Genomic DNA, 16,432 nt, shown 5'->3' on the forward strand with positions numbered 1-16,432 from the left:
GCTTCGGGTGACCGGAACACGACCGCCAGATGACCAAACGACGATCACCTGGCCACGACGTGAGGTGTTCTGACCGCGTCAAATTTCGCGTCACGCGGACTTCACACCAGCACTACAAGGTAGGTTCTGTGCGCGTAGCGATCGTGACCGAGAGCTTCCTGCCCCAGGTGAACGGGGTGACCAACTCCGTGCTCCGCGTCCTGGAGCACTTGCGCAGCAGAGGCCACGAGGCCATGGTGGTCGCCCCCGGCGCCGGCGAGGACTCCGTCCACGGCATGCCCGTCATGAGGGTGCCCGCGGTCGACGTGCCGATCGTGACGAGCCTCCCGATCGGCGTCCCCAGCCCCAAGGTGCTGCACGCGCTGGCCGACTTCGAACCGGACGTGGTGCACCTCGCATCACCGTTCGTGCTCGGCGCCTACGGGCTCAGAGCCGCGCGCAAGCTCGACGTGCCGACCGTCGCCGTCTACCAGACCGACGTCGCCGGGTTCGCCGGCAGCTACGGCCTCGGGCTCACCAAGCGCGCCGCGTGGCGGTGGACCAAGCGCCTGCACACGCTCGCCGACCGCACCCTGGCGCCGTCCAGCTCGGCGGTCCAGGCGCTGGAGGAGCACGGCGTGCCGCGCGTGCACCGGTGGGGTCGCGGCGTCGACATCGAGCTGTACCACCCGCGCCCGCGGCAGAACGACCGGCTGACCGTCGGCTACGTCGGCCGCCTCGCGCCGGAGAAGCAGGTCCACCGGCTCAAGGAGATCCACGACATGCCCGGCGTGCAGCTGCGCGTCGTCGGCGACGGACCCTCCCGCGACCAGTTGCAGAAGGACCTGCCGAACGCCGAGTTCCTCGGTTTCCGCACCGGTGAGCCGTTGGCGGAGGCCTACGCGTCGCTGGACGTGTTCGTGCACACCGGACCGCACGAGACCTTCTGCCAGGCCGTCCAGGAGGCGCTCGCCACCGGGCTGCCCGTCCTCGCCCCGAACGCGGGCGGCCCGCGCGACCTGGTTGCGCACGGCCGGACCGGGTACCTGTTCGAGGACGACATCGCGCAGTACGTGGACCTGCTGCGCGACCCGCTGCTGCGCAAGCGGTTCGGCCTCGCCGCACGCAGGTCGGTGCTCTCCCGCACCTGGCCCGCGGTCTGCGACGAGCTGCTGGGCCACTACGCTGCGGTTACCGGACTCACACACCAGGCGGCCGCTTGAGGATCGTTCAGCTAGCCAACTTCTACGGACCGCGGTCGGGCGGACTCCGCACGGCGCTGCACCACCTCGGCGCGGGCTACGTGCAGTCGGGCCACGAGGTCGTCCTCGTCGTGCCCGGCGACCACCGCGCCGACGAGGTGCTCGAGAACGGTGTGCGGCGCATCACGCTGCCGGCCGTGAAGATCCCGTACACCGGCGGCTACCGCGTCGTGGACCCGTGGCGGGTCAAGGCGCTGATGGAGCAGGTCGGACCGGACCGGCTGGAGGTCTCCGACCGCCTGACGTTGCGCGGCATGGGCGCGTGGGCCGGCGCACGGGGCATCCCGAACGTCGTGATCTCCCACGAACGCCTCGACCGGCTGCTGCAGTTCGTGCTGCCGGAGGGCCCCGCGGTGAAGGGCGCCGACTGGGCGAACGCCCGCATGGCCGCCTCGTACGACACCGTCGTGTGCACGACCGGGTTCGCCCGCGAGGAGTTCGACCGGATCGGCGCCACGAACGTGACGCAGGTGCCGCTCGGCGTCGACCTCGCGACGTTCACCCCGGAGCGGCACTCGGCCGACCTGCGGCGAGACCTGTTGCGCGGCAAGGAGAACCTGCTGATCCACTGTGGTCGGTTGTCGCCGGAGAAGCACGTGGAACGCTCCGTCGACACGCTCGCCGAACTGCACGAGCAGGGCCACTCCGCACACCTCGTGATCGCCGGCGACGGCCCGCGCAGGGCCGCGCTGGAGAAGCGCGCGGCGGGCCTGCCGGTGACGTTCCTGGGCTTCGTGAAGTCCCGGTCGGAGGTCGCCTCGCTGCTCGCCTCCGCGGACCTGTCGCTGGCGCCGGGCCCGCACGAGACGTTCGGCCTCGCGGCACTGGAGGCCCTCGCCAGCGGCACGCCCGTCGTGGTGAGCAGGAGCAGCGCGCTGAAGGAGATCGTGCAGCCGTCGTGCGGCGCCGCCGTCGACGACCACGCGCACGCCTTCGCCTCGGCCGCCGAACGCCTGCTGGCCTCCGGCTCGCGGGAGGCCGCGCGCGCCCGTGCCGAGCAGTACCCGTGGCAGGCGGCGGTGGACGGCATGCTGACCGCTCTGCGGGTGCCGTAGGACGTCCTCAGCGGTTCTGACCTAGGCTCTTGGCATGTCGCGAGCAGGTTTGGACAAGAACCCCCGCGAGGTCGCCGAGATGTTCGACGGCGTTGCCAAGGGCTACGACCGCACGAACTCGGTCATGACGCTGGGCTTCGACCGCCGCTGGCGGGAGTGGAGCCGGCGCGTGCTCGACGCCCGCTCCGGCGAGAAGGTCCTCGACCTCGCCGCGGGCACCGCCGTGTCCACGGTCGAGTACGCCGCCTCCGGCGCCTGGTGCGTCGCCGCGGACTTCTCCGTCGGCATGCTCGCCTCCGGCGCCCACCGCCGCGTCCCGAAGGTCGCCGCCGACGCCCTGCGCCTGCCGTTCAGGGACAACTCCTTCGACGCCGTGACGGTGTCCTTCGGCATCCGCAACTTCAACGACACCGTGGTGGCGCTGCAGGAGATGGCCCGCGTCACCAAGCCCGGCGGCCGCATGGTGATCTGCGAGGTCTCCACCCCGGTGTGGAAGCCGTTCCGGTTCGTCTACATGCGCTACCTGCTGAAGCTGCTGCCGCTGATCGCCCGCTTCGTGTCCTCGAACCCGGCGGCCTACTCCTACCTGTCGGAGTCGATGGCCGCGTGGCCGGACCAGCGGTCGCTGGCGGAGCTGATCTCGAAGGCCGGGTGGGAGGACGTCGCCTGGTTCAACCTGACCGGCGGCATGGTGGCCCTGCACCGCGCCACAAAACCGAAGCCCAAGTCGGAGTCCGTGCCGGAACCGGGCCCCGAGCCCACGCTGGCCCCCGCACCCGAACAGCAGACCTGACCACCTCACCGCCCGCCCCCCGCCCCCGCTTTTTGTCGCACGCGGGGCCCTTCCGTTCTCTCCTGGAGTACGAAAGCTCCCCGCGTGCACTCAGACCGGCCGCCACAACGTCGCCGAGACGCGAGGTCTCGGGCGCTGTGCTGCGGCTTGGTAGGCGCCGCGCAACTCGTTGATGACAGCCGCCGGGTCCTTCTTCAGCCGCGACGGAACCGTGTGGACGGTCATCACGCCGTTGGCCAGCAGAGCGGAGTGCTGCGCCATCGTCCGTGCGTAGTCATCCGGTGCCAGGTGGAACTCCAGCGAGTCGATCTGCCATGCGAGTCCGACCTCGTCCCACCAGCCGTCCACGACGGCAAGTTGCTCGCCTGACACGGATCTGATCAGCACGTTCCACTGAGGTGGCGGCAGCGAGGAACGATGGACCAACGATCGTGACCACGCTTCAGCCGCCGAACGAACACCGTCGCTGACCTCCGCCAACACGCGCCTTGGCAGCCAGGTGCCGCCCAGTCGCTGGTCTTTCAGCTCCTCGGCGATCGCTTCCGGTGAACAGAGCCGCCTCTGCACCGCGTCCGCGATGAACGCGCGCACCACGTCCAGACCGCTCTCCTTGCGGGCCGCGTCGATGAGGGCTCGAGCGAGCGTCACAACGGGAAAACCGTCGATGATCACGCCGTCCCACGGCCGGTTGGTCCGTTCGACGAGCATGGCGCCTTGGCTCGTCACACGGCGGCCGTGGGGGACGAGCACGTGGACGCGTGGATCTGCCGGCAATCGACGTACCCCGTGCCTGCGGGCGGCTTCGACGCCGGTCAAGAACGTCAGCGGTCCAGCCCGCAGCAACGCGCCCCGGACGAGCTGCCGTCTGCTCGGTGTTCCACCGGTGAGCAGGTAGACGCCGAGGAACAGCCGCGTCCACCCGCCTCCTGGCCTGCACTTCTTGGCCAGCGTGTTGCTGCTGAACCCGAGTGCGAGCAGGTGCCTGCGAACAGCCACGCCGTCCTCGAAGGCGTCGGCGAGCAGGCCGTAGTCGATCGATCTGGTCTTCATCACTCGATCAATCATCAACACATGTCGGCCAGGAGCAACCAGCCCTTGATCGACATGTGGACAACTCGCGATCTTCAGGTGCACGCGGGGAGCTTTCGTACTCTTCTGGCGCACGGGAGGGCCCCGCGTGCGGTGAAGCGGGGCGGGCGGGAGGCGTGGGGTCTCAGGGAGTGGCGGTTAGAGTCGCGAGGGAGTCACGAGCGAGCGTGTAGGGAGTCTGGATGAGCAGGCGCGGGATCAACGAGGACGCCGACGTCATCGTGGTGGGGGCGGGACCGGCGGGCTCGACCGCGGCGACCTACCTGGCCCGCGCGGGCCTCGACGTCCTCCTGCTGGAGAAGAGCTCGTTCCCGCGCGAGAAGGTCTGCGGTGACGGGCTGACGCCGCGGGGTGTCAAGCAGCTGATCGACCTCGGCATCGACACGAGGGAGAGCAACGGCTGGCTGCACAACAAGGGACTGCGGGTCGTCGGCGGCGGCGTCACGATGGAGCTGGACTGGCCGGAGCTGGCCACGTTCCCCAACTACGGCGTCGTGCGGCCGCGCATGGACTTCGACGAGATGCTCGCGAACGCGGCGAAGGCGGCCGGCGCGCGCATGCACGAGAACACCACGGTCACCAAGGCGATCGTCGAGAACGGGCGCGTGGTCGGCGTCGAGGCCAAGCAGGGGCCGGAGAAGAACCCGGTCACCTACCGGGCGCCGATCGTCGTCGGGTGTGACGGTGTGTCAGCGCGGCTGGCCCTCAGCGTCGGCCTGCAGAAGGACGACGACAAGCCCATGGGCGTCGCGGTGCGGAGGTATTACGCCAGCCCGCGCACCAAGGACGACTACCTGGAGTCGCACCTGGAGCTGTGGGCGCCGGACGGGCAGCTGCTGCCCGGTTACGGCTGGATCTTCGGCATGGGCGACGGCAGCGTGAACGTCGGTCTGGGCATCCTCAGCACGTCGAAGGCCTACGGCACCACGGACTACCGCCAGCTCCTGCGCTCCTGGCTCGACGCCACGCCGGAGGAGTGGGGCTTCCGCGAGGAGAACGCGACGAGCCGCATCGGCGGCGCCGCGCTCCCGATGGGGCTCAACCGCAAGCCGCACTACTCGAAGGGGCTCGTGCTCGTCGGGGACGCCGGCGGCATGGTCAACCCGTTCAACGGCGAGGGCATCGGCTACGCCATGGAGTCGGCCAAGATCGCGTCCGAGAGCATCGTCCAGGCCCTCGCGCGCACGGGTGTCAACCGTGAACACGCGCTGTACGGCTACCCGGTGCGGATCGAGCAGGCGCTCGGCAGCTACTACCGGCTCGGGAACGTCTTCTCGAAGCTCATCGGCAACCCGGCGGTCATGCGGACCGCAACGAAGTACGGAATGCCGCGAAAGCGCCTGATGAAACTCGTGCTCAAGCTGCTCGCGGGCCTCTACGACCCCAAGGACGGCGACGCAATGGACAAGCTCATCGTGGCCGCCACGAAGCTCGCGCCGACGGCGTAAATTACTCCGAATAGGTGACGGCACCGGCTCTTTTCGAGCCGGTGCCGTTTCGTTTGTGTCCACCAGGTTAAACGGCCAGGTCAGACCCTGTGACCCAGGTCATTTACAGGCGTTCTACACTGGCGAGCGAGCTTGTGAATCACTTCACAACAGTGTGATCAGGCTTGTGAACTGTTTCACAAGCGTTTGTTAGGTTCGCCTAACAAACGAGTGGCAGAAGTACACCCTTAGGGTGCGCCTCGACACGCGAGGAAAGGACGACGGAGAGTGCTGGACCCTTACCTCCCCCTCGTATTGATGTTCGCGCTCGCCGGGGCGTTCGCGCTCTTCTCGGTGACCGCAGCGCCCTACATCGGACCCCGCCGCTACAACCGGGCCAAGCTCGACGCGTACGAGTGCGGCATCGAGCCGAGCCCGCAGCCGGTGATCGGTGGTGGCCGCATGCCGGTCGCCTACTACCTGACGGCGATGCTCTTCATCTTGTTCGACATCGAAATGGTGTTCCTCTACCCGTTCGCCGTCGCTGCCGACAAGCTCGGCCTGTTCGGGCTGGTGGAGATCGTCCTGTTCGTCGCAACGGTCGGCTTCGCGTACATCTACGTGTGGCGCCGCGGCGGCCTCGACTGGAACTGAGGAAGTCATGGGTCTCGAGGAGAAGCTCCCGAACGGCATCCTGCTGGCCAGCGTGGAGAAGCTGGTCAACTGGACCCGCAAGTCCTCGCTCTGGCCTGCCACCTTCGGCCTGGCCTGCTGCGCCATCGAGATGATGACGACGGGTGGTCCGCGCTACGACCTCGCCCGCTTCGGCATGGAGGTCTTCCGGGCGTCACCGCGCCAGGCCGACCTGATGATCGTCGCGGGCCGGGTCACCAACAAGATGGCGCCGGTGCTGCGGCAGATCTACGACCAGATGCCCGAGCCGCGCTGGGTGCTGGCCATGGGCGTGTGCGCCAGCAGTGGCGGCATGTTCAACAACTACGCGGTGGTGCAGGGCGTCGACCACGTCGTGCCCGTCGACATGTACCTGCCGGGCTGCCCGCCGCGGCCGGAGATGCTGATGGACGCGATCCTCAAGATCCACGCCAAGATCATGGACGAGCCGCTGGGCGCCGTGCGCGCCAAGGCACTCGCCGACTCGGGCTACCGCACCGACCTCATCCCGTCGTCCGAGCGCTTTGCGAGGAAGAAGTGACCGAGCCAGGGGGAGAGCACTCCAGCGTCAACAACCGCGCGGGAGAAGACCTCGAGAAGACCAACGGCGACGAGGCGAAGGCCAAGGCGCCGATCCTCGCCGGCAAGGAGCGCAGGGGCCTCTTCGGCGTCACCGGCTCCGGTGACACCTCCGGCTTCGGCGGCCTGCGCCTGCCCGCCCACGTGGCCGCTCCGTCCGAGCGCCCGTACGGCGGCTGGTTCGACGAGGTCGCCGACGAGATCCTCGCCGCCGCGAACGAGAAGGGCCTGCCCGCCGACACGGTGCAGCAGGTGTCCGTCGACCGCGGCGAGATCACCTTCTACCTGCGGCCGGAGACGCTGCTGGAGGTCGCGCGGATCTGCCGCGACACCCCGTCGCTGCGCTTCGAGCTCTGCAGCTCGGTGTCCGGTGTGGACTACGGCGCCGGGGTGCCGCAACGCCTGCACTCGGTCACGCACCTCACGTCGATGACGTACCGCCGCCGCATCCGGCTGGAGGTCGCGGTCGACGTCGAGCACCCGCACGTGCCGAGCCTCGTCGAGGTCTACCCGACGGCGGACTGGCAGGAGCGCGAGACCTGGGACATGTTCGGGATCATCTACGACGGTCACCCCGGACTGACCCGAATCCTCATGCCGGACGACTGGGACGGCCACCCGCAGCGCAAGGACTACCCGCTGGGCGGCATCCCGGTCGAGTACAAGGGCGCGGAGATCCCTCCGCCGGACCAGAGGCGGTCCTACTCATGACCGAGCGGCTTTCCGACTTCACCACCGGCACGAACACGAGCGCCACCGGCAGCGACAGCTCCGACGACGTCGACACGAGCCCGAACACCCCCGAGATCGCCGACTCCCGCAAGACCACCGAGGGCACCGTCTACACGGTCACCGGCGGCGACTGGGACGAGGTGCTCGCGGACGCGGTGCACGACGAGCGCATCGTCATGAACCTCGGCCCGCAGCACCCGTCGACGCACGGCGTGCTCCGCCTGGTGCTGGAGCTCGAGGGCGAGACCGTCACCCACGCCCGCAGCGTGATCGGCTACCTGCACACCGGCATCGAGAAGAACCTCGAGTACCGCAACTGGGTGCAGGGCGTCACCTTCATCACGCGCACGGACTACCTGGCGCCGCTGCACCACGAGGCCGCCTACTGCATGAGCGTCGAGAAGCTGCTCGGCGTCACCGTGCCGGACAAGGCGCAGGCCATCCGCGTGCTGCTGATGGAGCTCAACCGGATCAGCTCGCACCTCGTCGCGCTCGCCACCGGCGGCATGGAGCTCGGTGCCCTCACCGGCATGACCTCCGGCTTCCGCGAGCGCGAGGAGGTGCTGCACCTGCTGGAGTTCCTGACCGGTCTGCGGATGAACCACGCGTTCATCCGGCCCGGCGGCCTGGCGCAGGACCTGCCCGACGGCGCGATCGAGAAGATCCGCGACTTCATCAAGCTGATGAACAAGCGCCTTCCCGACTACGACAAGCTGCTCACCGGCCAGCCGATCTGGCGCAACCGGCTCGCGGACGTCGGCTACCTGCCGGTCGACGCGTGCCTCGCGCTCGGCATCACCGGTCCGATCCTGCGCTCCGCGGGCCTCGCCTGGGACCTGCGCAAGGTCGACCCGTACAGCGGCTACGAGAACTACAGCTTCGAGGTGCCGGTCTCCGACCAGGCGGACTGCTTCGCGCGGTACCTGCTGCGGCTGGAGGAGATGCACCAGTCCCTCAAGATCATCAAGCAGGTCGTCGACACGTTGCCGACCGGCCCGGTGATGGTCGAGGACGCGAAGATCGCGTGGCCGGCGCAGCTCACGATCGGCAGCGACGGCATGGGCAACTCGCTCGAGCACGTCCGCAAGATCATGGGCCAGTCCATGGAGTCCCTCATCCACCACTTCAAGCTGGTGACCGAGGGCTTCAAGGTGCCGGCGGGCCAGGTGTACGTGCCGGTCGAGTCGCCGCGCGGCGAGCTCGGCTACCACGTGGTCTCCGACGGCGGCACCCGCCCGATGCGCGTGCACCTGCGCGAGCCCAGCTTCGTGAACCTCCAGTCGATGCCCGCGATGTGCGAGGGCGGCATGGTCGCCGACGTGATCGCGTCCGTCGCCTCGATCGACCCGGTGATGGGTGGTTGCGACCGATGACCCAGGCAGCAGAGAACACCACGTTCGACCAGTCCACCGCGGACAGGGCGCAGGCGATCATCGCCCGCTACCCGCAGGCCCGCAGCGCGCTGCTCCCGATGCTGCACCTCGTGCAGTCGGTGGAGGGCTACGTCTCCCAGGACGGCATCCGGTTCTGCGCCGGGCAGCTCGACCTGACCGAGGCCGAGGTCAGCGCGGTCGCGACGTTCTACACGATGTACAAGCGCCGCCCGTGCGGTGAGCACCTCGTGAGCGTCTGCACCAACACGCTGTGCGCGGCGCTGGGCGGCGACGACATCTACAAGACCCTCAAGGACCACCTCGGCGTGGGCCACGAGGAGACCGCGGGCGAGCCGGGCACGCCGGGCTCGATCACGCTGGAGCACGCCGAGTGCCTCGCCGCGTGCGACCTCGGCCCTGTTCTCCAGGTCAACTACGAGTTCTACGACAACCAGACGCCCGAGAAGGCGCTGGGACTCGTGCAGGCGCTGCAGTCGGGGGAGAAGCCCGCCCCCACCCGCGGCGCCCCGCTCACCGACTTCAAGCAGGCCGAGCTCCAGCTCGCCGGGTTCTTCGAGGGTCGCGACGCCGACCTCGACGGCCCGTCGGCGGCCGCGGAGACGTTGCGCGGCGCCAAGATCGCCCAGGAACGCGGCTGGGACGCGCCGGAGATGCCGTCCAACGCCGAGTTCCCCGCCCTGCCGGAAAAGAAGTAGGGGGCACACGATGGTTGACCCGCTGACTCCCGTTCTCACCAAGCGCTGGACCGAGCCCAGGTCCTGGACGATCGAGACCTACGAGCGCACCGGTGGCTACACCGCGCTGCCCAAGGCGCTCAAGGCCCACCCGGACCAGCTCATCCAGCAGTGCAAGGACTCCGGGCTGCGCGGCCGCGGCGGCGCGGGGTTCCCCACCGGCATGAAGTGGGGCTTCATCCCGCAGGGCGACGGCAAGCCGCACTACCTCGTCATCAACGCCGACGAGGGCGAGCCGGGCACCTGCAAGGACATCCCCACGATGATGGCGGACCCGCACTCGCTGATCGAGGGCGTGATCATCACGTCGTACGCGATCCGCGCGAACTTCGCGGCGATCTACGTCCGCGGCGAGGCCCTGCACTGCATCCGCCGCCTCAACGGGGCCGTGCGCGAGGCGTACGCCAAGGGCTACCTGGGCAAGGACGTCCTCGGCAGCGGGTTCGACCTGGACGTCGTCGTGCACGCCGGCGCCGGCGCGTACATCTGCGGTGAGGAGACCGCGCTGCTCGACTCGCTGGAGGGCCGCCGCGGCCAGCCGCGGCTCAAGCCGCCGTTCCCCGCGACCTCGGGCCTGTACGCGTCGCCCACCGTGGTGAACAACGTCGAGACGATCGCGTCGGTCCCCTTCATCGTCAACGGTGGCGCAGACTGGTTCCGCGCGATGGGCCGCGACCGGTCGCCCGGCCCGAAGATCTACTCGCTGTCCGGCCACGTGACCAACCCCGGCCAGTACGAGGCGCCGATGGGCACCACGCTGCGCCAGCTGCTGGACATGGCCGGTGGCATGAAGGACGGCGTCCCGCTCAAGTTCTGGACGCCGGGTGGCTCGTCCACCCCGCTGTTCACCGCGGAGCACATGGACGTGCCGCTGGACTTCGAGGGCGCGGCCGAGGCGGGCTCGATGCTCGGCACGACCGCGATCCAGGTCTTCAACGAGACCGTGTCCGTGCCGTGGGCCGTCATGAAGTGGACGGAGTTCTACAAGCACGAGTCGTGCGGCAAGTGCACGCCGTGCCGCGAGGGCACGTACTGGCTCGTGCAGATCCTACAGCGGATGGTGGCGGGCAACGGCACGGCGAGCGACATCGACACGTTGCTCGACGTCTGCGACAACATCCTCGGCCGTTCCTTCTGCGCGCTGGGTGACGGTGCGGTCAGCCCGATCACCAGTGGCATCAAGTACTTCAAGGACGAGTTCCTGGCTCTCTGCGACCAGAACTCCAAGGTCCTGGCTGGAGCGAACGCATGACCATCGCCCCTGACAAGAGCACGCCCACCGAGCTCGTCGTGCCCGAGGGCCACGTCAAGCTCGTCATCGACGGCGTCGAAGTGGTGGCGCCCAAGGGCGAGCTGCTGATCCGCACGGCCGAGCGCCTCGGCACGGTCATCCCGCGCTTCTGCGACCACCCGCTGCTGGAGCCCGCCGGCGCCTGCCGCCAGTGCCTCGTCGAGGTCGAGATGGGCGGCCGGCCGATGCCGAAGCCGCAGGCCTCCTGCACGATGACGGTCGCGGACGGCATGGTCGTGAAGACCCAGCTGACCTCGCCGGTCGCGGACAAGGCCCAGCAGGGTGTGATGGAGCTGCTGCTCATCAACCACCCGCTGGACTGCCCGATCTGCGACAAGGGCGGTGAGTGCCCGCTGCAGAACCAGGCGATGGCCCACGGCCGCAGCGACTCCCGCTTCCACGAGCACAAGCGGACGTTCCCGAAGCCGATCAACATCTCCACGCAGGTGCTGCTCGACCGCGAGCGCTGCGTGCTCTGCCAGCGCTGCACCCGGTTCTCCGCGCAGATCGCCGGCGACCCGTTCATCGAGCTGCTGGAGCGCGGTGCGCAGCAGCAGATCGGTGTGGCGCAGGAGAAGCCGTTCCAGAGCTACTTCTCCGGCAACACCATCCAGATCTGCCCGGTCGGTGCCCTCACGAGCGCCGCCTACCGGTTCCGCGCCCGGCCGTTCGACCTCGTGTCGACGCCGAGCATCTGCGAGCACTGCTCGTCGGGGTGCGCCGAGCGCACCGACTGGCGGCGCGGCAAGGTGCAGCGCAAGCTCGCCGGCGACGACCCGCAGGTCAACGAGGAGTGGATCTGCGACAAGGGCCGGTTCGCCTTCCGCTACGCCACGGCCGGCGACCGCATCACGCGACCGCTGGTCCGCGACGCCGAGACCGGTGAGCTGCGCGAGTCGTCCTGGACCGAGGCGCTGCAGGTCGCGGCGGCCGGTCTGACGGCGGCCCGGGACGCGAACGGCGTCGGCGTGCTGACCGGTGGCCGGCTGACCGTCGAGGACGCCTACGCGTACTCGAAGTTCGCCCGGATCGCGTTGCGCACCAACGACATCGACTTCCGCGCCCGGCCGCACAGCGCCGAGGAGCTGGAGTTCCTGTCCGGCACGACGGTGTTCACCAACCCGGACAACGGCGTCACGTTCGAGGGCATCGAGAAGGCACCGGCGGCTCTGCTGGTCGCGTTCGAGCCCGAGGAGGAGGCGCCGATCGTCTTCCTGCGGCTGCGCAAGGCCGCGCGCAGGGGCACCACGAAGGTCTTCCACCTCGGCCAGTACACGTCCCCGGCCGTGGAGAAGACGTTCGGAACGCTGCTCGCGTGCGTGCCCGGTGCCGAGGCCAACGCCCTCAACGCGTTGCCGGAGCACGCCTCCGACGTCGTCGAGCTGCTGGGCAAGCCCGGTGCGGTGATCCTCGTCGGCGAGCGCGCCGCCGAGATCCCCGGCGCGTTCACCGCGGTCGCCCGGCTGGCCGAACGCACCGGCGCCAAGGTCGCGTGGATTCCGCGGCGGGCCGGTGAGCGCGGTGCGCTCGCGGTCGGCGCGGTGCCGAACCTGCTGCCCGGTGGCCGTCACGTCGCGAACGACGCGGCGCGCACCGAGGTCGAGCGGACCTGGGGTGTGGCGGAGGGCTCGCTGCCCGCGACGCCCGGCCGCGACACCACCGGAATCCTCGAAGCCGCCGCGAGCGGTCAGCTGTCCGGCCTGGTGGTCGGCGGCGTCGACCCGTTCGACCTGCCGGACCCGCGGCTCGCGGAGAAGGCGCTGGCGGGAGCCGGTTTCGTCGTGAGCCTGGAGCTGCGGCCGAGCGCGGTCACCGCGCACGCCGACGTCGTGCTCCCGATCGCCCCCGCGGTCGAGAAGTCGGGCACCTTCCTCAACTGGGAGGGCCGCCTGCGCGAGTTCGGCACGACGCTGGAGGGCACCGGCGCGCTGCCGGACTGCCGCGTGCTCGACACCCTCGCGGTGGAGATGGACGCGGACCTGTTCACGCAGACGCCCGCTGCCGCTGCCGCCGACCTGGCGCGGCTCGGCGAGGGCGTCTCGAACGGGTCCTCGCTGAACGTCGCCGCCCCGCTGGTGTCGCCGGCCGGTGCGGGCAAGGCCGTTCTCGCCACCTGGCACCGCCTGCTCGGCAACGGCTCGCTGCAGGTCGACGAGCCGCACCTGGCCGGCACGGCCCGCCCGGTCGTCGCCAAGGTCGCCGAGGCCACCGCGCGGCAGTTCGGCCTGGAGAGCGGCGGCTTCGTGACGGTGTCCACCGAACGCGGCGCGATCACGCTGCCGGTCGAGACCGACGACCTGCCCGAGGGCGTCATCTGGCTGCCCACCAACTCGGGTGACGTGACCGTCCGGGCCACGCTCGGCGCGGGCCACGGCTCGATCGTCTCCGTCAGCGGAGGAAAGTCATGACGCAGCACTACTTCGCGGCGGAGCTCGGTGACACCGGCAAGCTCCTCGCGGACGACCCGATCTGGCTGGTCCTGGTCAAGGTCGTCGGGATCTTCGCCTTCCTCGTGGTCATGACCCTGTTCATGATCAACTGGGAGCGCAAGGTCGTCGCGCGGATGCAGCACCGCCCCGGTCCCAACCGGGTCGGCCCGAACGGCTGGCTCCAGTCGCTCGCGGACGGTCTGAAGCTCGCGTTCAAGGAGGACATCCGCCCGGTCCTCGCGGACAAGTGGGTGTTCTTCCTCGCCCCGGTGATCTCGTGCATCCCCGCGTTCCTCGCGTTCTCGGTGATCCCGCTCGCGGGCGAGGTCAGCATGTTCGGCGAGCAGACCGCGCTGCAGCTCGTCGACCTGCCGGTCGGCGTGCTGGTGGTCCTGGCCTGCTCCTCGCTCGGCGTCTACGGCATCGTGCTGTCCGGCTGGGCCTCCGGCTCGCCGTATCCGCTGCTCGGCGCGCTGCGCTCGGCCGCGCAGGTGATCTCCTACGAGATCGCGATGGGCCTGTCGATCGTCGCGGTGATCATGTTCACCGGCTCGATGTCGACCGGTGACATCGTCAACGCGCAGGCGAGCACGATCCTCGGCACCCCGATCCCGGGCTGGTTCGGCATCCTGCTGTTCCCGAGCTTCGTGATCTACGTGGTGTCGATGGTCGGCGAGACCAACCGCGCGCCGTTCGACCTCCCCGAGGCCGAGTCCGAGCTGGTCGGTGGCTTCCACACCGAGTACAGCTCGCTCAAGTTCGCGCTGTTCTTCCTCGCCGAGTACGTGAACATGGTGACCGTCTCGGCGCTGGCGACCACGCTCTTCCTCGGCGGCTACCGCGCGCCGTGGTCCGGTGAGTTCATGAACACCGGCTGGTGGGGCCTGCTGTGGTTCATCGTCAAGACGCTGTTCTTCCTGTTCATCTTCATCTGGCTGCGCGGCACGCTGCCCCGCCTGCGCTACGACCAGTTCATGAAGCTCGGCTGGAAGGTGCTGGTCCCGGTCAGCCTCGTGTGGATCATGGCCGTCGCCGTCATCCGCACCGGTGCGCTCAAGGAGCTCTCCACCGGGCAGAAGCTGGTCGCACTGGGTGTGTTCGTCGGCGTCGTGCTGCTGATCTCGTTCCTGCTGCCCGACAAGAAGCAGCAGGCCAAGGGCGGCGTCCCGCTGGCGGGCTCCGGCTTCCCGGTGCCGCCGCTCGACCTCCAGGTCCCCAGGTCCGCGCCCAAGCGCAAGGTCAAGGTCGCCACTCTTCCCCAGGACAAGGAAGCCCTGGCCGCCACTCCCACCGCGAAGGAGGCGGAGTAGGGATGTTCGAGTCCATCAAGGGCTTCGGAGTCACCTTCGGCACCATGTTCAAGAAGGTGGTGACCGAGGAGTACCCCGAGGTCAAGAAGGTGACCGCACCGCGGTTCCACGGCCGCCACCAGCTGAACCGGCACCCGGACGGGCTGGAGAAGTGCGTCGGCTGCGAGCTGTGCGCGTGGGCCTGTCCCGCGGACGCGATCTTCGTCGAGGGTGGCGACAACACCGAGGAAGCGCGCTACTCGCCCGGTGAGCGCTTCGGTGCCGACTACCAGATCAACTACCTGCGGTGCATCGGCTGCGGCCTGTGCATCGAGGCCTGCCCGACCCGGTCGCTCACGATGACGAACGAGTACGAGCTCGCCGACGACAACCGGCAGGACCTGATCTTCACGAAGGAGGACCTGCTCGCCCCGCTGCTGCCCGGCATGGAGCAGCCGCCGCACCCGATGCGGCTCGGCGACAACGAGCAGGACTACTACGTGAACGGCCCGCAGCTCGCCAAGGCGGCCCAGAAGGAGGGGGATCAGCAGTGAGCCTCGTCCTCCAGTTCCTGGCGCAGCAGCCGGAGCCGGTGCAGCGCGCGGTCGACGTCATGACCACCGGTGAGAAGGTCGCGTTCTGGGTCCTCGGCCCGCTCGCGCTGGCCGGCGCGCTCGGCATGCTGTTCTCGCGCAACGCGGTGCACTCCGCGCTGTGGCTGGTGCTGACCATGCTGAACCTCGGTGTGCTGTACATGGTCCAGCAGGCGCCGTTCCTCGGCTTCGTGCAGATCATCGTCTACACCGGCGCGATCATGATGCTGTTCCTGTTCGTGCTGATGATGGTCGGCCGGGACAGCTCCGACTCGGTCGTCGAGGTGATCAGGGGACAGCGCCTCGCGGCCACGTTCCTCGGCATCGGCTTCGCGGTCCTGCTGGTCAGCTCGATCGCCCGGTCCCTGACCGCGGTGACGCCGGTGGGTCTCGCCGAGGCGAACACCACCAACGGCGGCAACGTCGGCAACATCGGCCAGAAGATCTTCACGGACTACCTGTTCCCGTTCGAGCTCACCTCGGCGCTGCTGATCACGGCGGCCATCGGCGCGATGATCCTCGCGTTCGTCGGCCGCGACGGGAAGCCCGCCAAGAAGACGCAGCGGGAGCTCGTCGAGGAGCGCTTCCAGGAGGGCAAGCGGGTCGGGTCCATCCCCGGTCCCGGTGTCTTCGCCACCGCCAACTCGGTGGCCACGCCCGCACTGCTGCCCGACGGCAGCGTCGCGGAGGAGTCCCTGTTCGAGGTCATCGAGACCACCGACAGGGGCAAGCTCTCCGACGACGTCGCCGAGGTCGCAGGCTCCGGCCACCAGCCGGACCCGCACGCGCTCAAGGGAAGTGAGTCGTGACTCCGACGTACTACCTGCTCCTGTCGGCACTGCTGTTCAGCATCGGCGCCGTCGGCGTGCTGGTGCGGCGCAACGCCATCGTCGTGTTCATGTGCGTCGAGCTCATGCTCAACGCGGTCAACCTGAGCCTGGTGACGTTCGCGCGGATCAACGGCTCGCTCGACGGTCAGGTGATGGCGTTCTTCGTGATGGTCGTCGCCGCGGCGGAGGTCGTCGTCGGCCTCGCGATCATCATGTCCATCTTCCGGACGCGTCGCTCGGCCTCGGTCGACGACTCGAACCTGCTGAAGTACTGAGGGGTCACC

General features: G+C 69.1%; 16 protein-coding genes. 15 read left to right on the forward strand and 1 reads right to left on the reverse strand.

Features of this window, described 5'->3' with window-relative positions:
* Nucleotides 1–128: 128 nt before the first annotated feature.
* From ACZ7CF_RS16805 to ACZ7CF_RS16815, 3 genes are read left to right on the forward strand one after another with little or no spacing between them, the layout of a single operon-like run.
* Nucleotides 129–1,202 (forward strand): glycosyltransferase family 4 protein, encoded by a 1,074-nt coding sequence (locus tag ACZ7CF_RS16805; protein WP_458430149.1) that lies wholly within the window; start codon nucleotides 129–131, stop codon nucleotides 1,200–1,202.
* Complete coding sequence (locus ACZ7CF_RS16810; protein ID WP_470369941.1) at nucleotides 1,199–2,296, forward strand: glycosyltransferase family 4 protein; 1,098 nt, start codon at nucleotides 1,199–1,201, stop codon at nucleotides 2,294–2,296. The genes ACZ7CF_RS16805 and ACZ7CF_RS16810 overlap by 4 nt, the downstream gene beginning before the upstream one ends.
* 34 nt (nucleotides 2,297–2,330) lie before the next feature.
* Nucleotides 2,331–3,089 carry a demethylmenaquinone methyltransferase gene (locus ACZ7CF_RS16815; RefSeq protein ID WP_470369942.1) on the forward strand — a complete coding sequence of 253 codons (759 nt, stop codon included), beginning with the start codon at nucleotides 2,331–2,333 and terminating at the stop codon, nucleotides 3,087–3,089.
* 90 nt (nucleotides 3,090–3,179) lie between these two features.
* Here ACZ7CF_RS16815 and ACZ7CF_RS16820 read toward each other — a convergent pair whose 3' ends face one another.
* Nucleotides 3,180–4,223 (reverse strand): hypothetical protein, encoded by a 1,044-nt coding sequence (locus ACZ7CF_RS16820; RefSeq protein WP_458430151.1) that lies wholly within the window; start codon nucleotides 4,221–4,223, stop codon nucleotides 3,180–3,182.
* A 137-nt stretch (nucleotides 4,224–4,360) separates the two neighbouring features.
* Between ACZ7CF_RS16820 and ACZ7CF_RS16825 the strand changes: the two genes are divergently transcribed.
* The 12 genes from ACZ7CF_RS16825 to nuoK all read left to right on the forward strand — a co-directional run bounded on the left by ACZ7CF_RS16825 (nucleotide 4,361) and on the right by nuoK (nucleotide 16,423).
* Nucleotides 4,361–5,626, forward strand: a complete 1,266-nt coding sequence (locus ACZ7CF_RS16825) for a geranylgeranyl reductase family protein (protein ID WP_470369943.1) — start codon at nucleotides 4,361–4,363, stop codon at nucleotides 5,624–5,626.
* Between the two features lie 267 nt (nucleotides 5,627–5,893).
* The gene (locus ACZ7CF_RS16830) at nucleotides 5,894–6,259 is read left to right on the forward strand and encodes an NADH-quinone oxidoreductase subunit A (RefSeq protein WP_065915906.1); all 366 of its coding nucleotides are present in this window, start codon (nucleotides 5,894–5,896) and stop codon (nucleotides 6,257–6,259) included.
* A gap of 7 nt (nucleotides 6,260–6,266) precedes the next feature.
* Nucleotides 6,267–6,818 carry a NuoB/complex I 20 kDa subunit family protein gene (locus ACZ7CF_RS16835; protein WP_089948943.1) on the forward strand — a complete coding sequence of 184 codons (552 nt, stop codon included), beginning with the start codon at nucleotides 6,267–6,269 and terminating at the stop codon, nucleotides 6,816–6,818.
* Nucleotides 6,815–7,567, forward strand: a complete 753-nt coding sequence (locus ACZ7CF_RS16840; protein WP_458430153.1) for an NADH-quinone oxidoreductase subunit C — start codon at nucleotides 6,815–6,817, stop codon at nucleotides 7,565–7,567. The genes ACZ7CF_RS16835 and ACZ7CF_RS16840 overlap by 4 nt, the downstream gene beginning before the upstream one ends.
* Entirely contained in the window at nucleotides 7,564–8,961 is a 1,398-nt protein-coding gene (locus tag ACZ7CF_RS16845; protein ID WP_360399672.1) for an NADH-quinone oxidoreductase subunit D, read from the forward strand. The genes ACZ7CF_RS16840 and ACZ7CF_RS16845 overlap by 4 nt, the downstream gene beginning before the upstream one ends.
* Nucleotides 8,958–9,677: an NADH-quinone oxidoreductase subunit NuoE gene (gene nuoE, locus ACZ7CF_RS16850; protein WP_360399669.1), complete on the forward strand. Its 720-nt coding sequence runs from the start codon at nucleotides 8,958–8,960 to the stop codon at nucleotides 9,675–9,677. The genes ACZ7CF_RS16845 and nuoE overlap by 4 nt, the downstream gene beginning before the upstream one ends.
* A gap of 10 nt (nucleotides 9,678–9,687) precedes the next feature.
* The gene (gene nuoF, locus ACZ7CF_RS16855) at nucleotides 9,688–10,968 is read left to right on the forward strand and encodes an NADH-quinone oxidoreductase subunit NuoF (protein WP_360399666.1); all 1,281 of its coding nucleotides are present in this window, start codon (nucleotides 9,688–9,690) and stop codon (nucleotides 10,966–10,968) included.
* Entirely contained in the window at nucleotides 10,965–13,415 is a 2,451-nt protein-coding gene (locus tag ACZ7CF_RS16860; protein WP_470369944.1) for an NADH-quinone oxidoreductase subunit G, read from the forward strand. The genes nuoF and ACZ7CF_RS16860 overlap by 4 nt, the downstream gene beginning before the upstream one ends.
* Nucleotides 13,412–14,746 carry an NADH-quinone oxidoreductase subunit NuoH gene (nuoH, locus tag ACZ7CF_RS16865; protein WP_470369945.1) on the forward strand — a complete coding sequence of 445 codons (1,335 nt, stop codon included), beginning with the start codon at nucleotides 13,412–13,414 and terminating at the stop codon, nucleotides 14,744–14,746. Before ACZ7CF_RS16860 ends, nuoH begins: the two co-directional genes overlap by 4 nt.
* 2 nt (nucleotides 14,747–14,748) lie before the next feature.
* Nucleotides 14,749–15,279, forward strand: coding sequence for an NADH-quinone oxidoreductase subunit NuoI (gene nuoI / locus ACZ7CF_RS16870; RefSeq protein WP_360399657.1), 531 nt, complete (start codon nucleotides 14,749–14,751; stop codon nucleotides 15,277–15,279).
* A gap of 59 nt (nucleotides 15,280–15,338) precedes the next feature.
* Nucleotides 15,339–16,127 (forward strand): NADH-quinone oxidoreductase subunit J, encoded by a 789-nt coding sequence (locus ACZ7CF_RS16875; RefSeq protein ID WP_458434296.1) that lies wholly within the window; start codon nucleotides 15,339–15,341, stop codon nucleotides 16,125–16,127.
* The gene (gene nuoK, locus ACZ7CF_RS16880) at nucleotides 16,124–16,423 is read left to right on the forward strand and encodes an NADH-quinone oxidoreductase subunit NuoK (RefSeq protein WP_030473209.1); all 300 of its coding nucleotides are present in this window, start codon (nucleotides 16,124–16,126) and stop codon (nucleotides 16,421–16,423) included. The genes ACZ7CF_RS16875 and nuoK overlap by 4 nt, the downstream gene beginning before the upstream one ends.
* The last annotated feature ends 9 nt before the right edge of the window (nucleotides 16,424–16,432 follow it).

The organism is Lentzea sp. NPDC036955, from assembly GCF_055608005.1.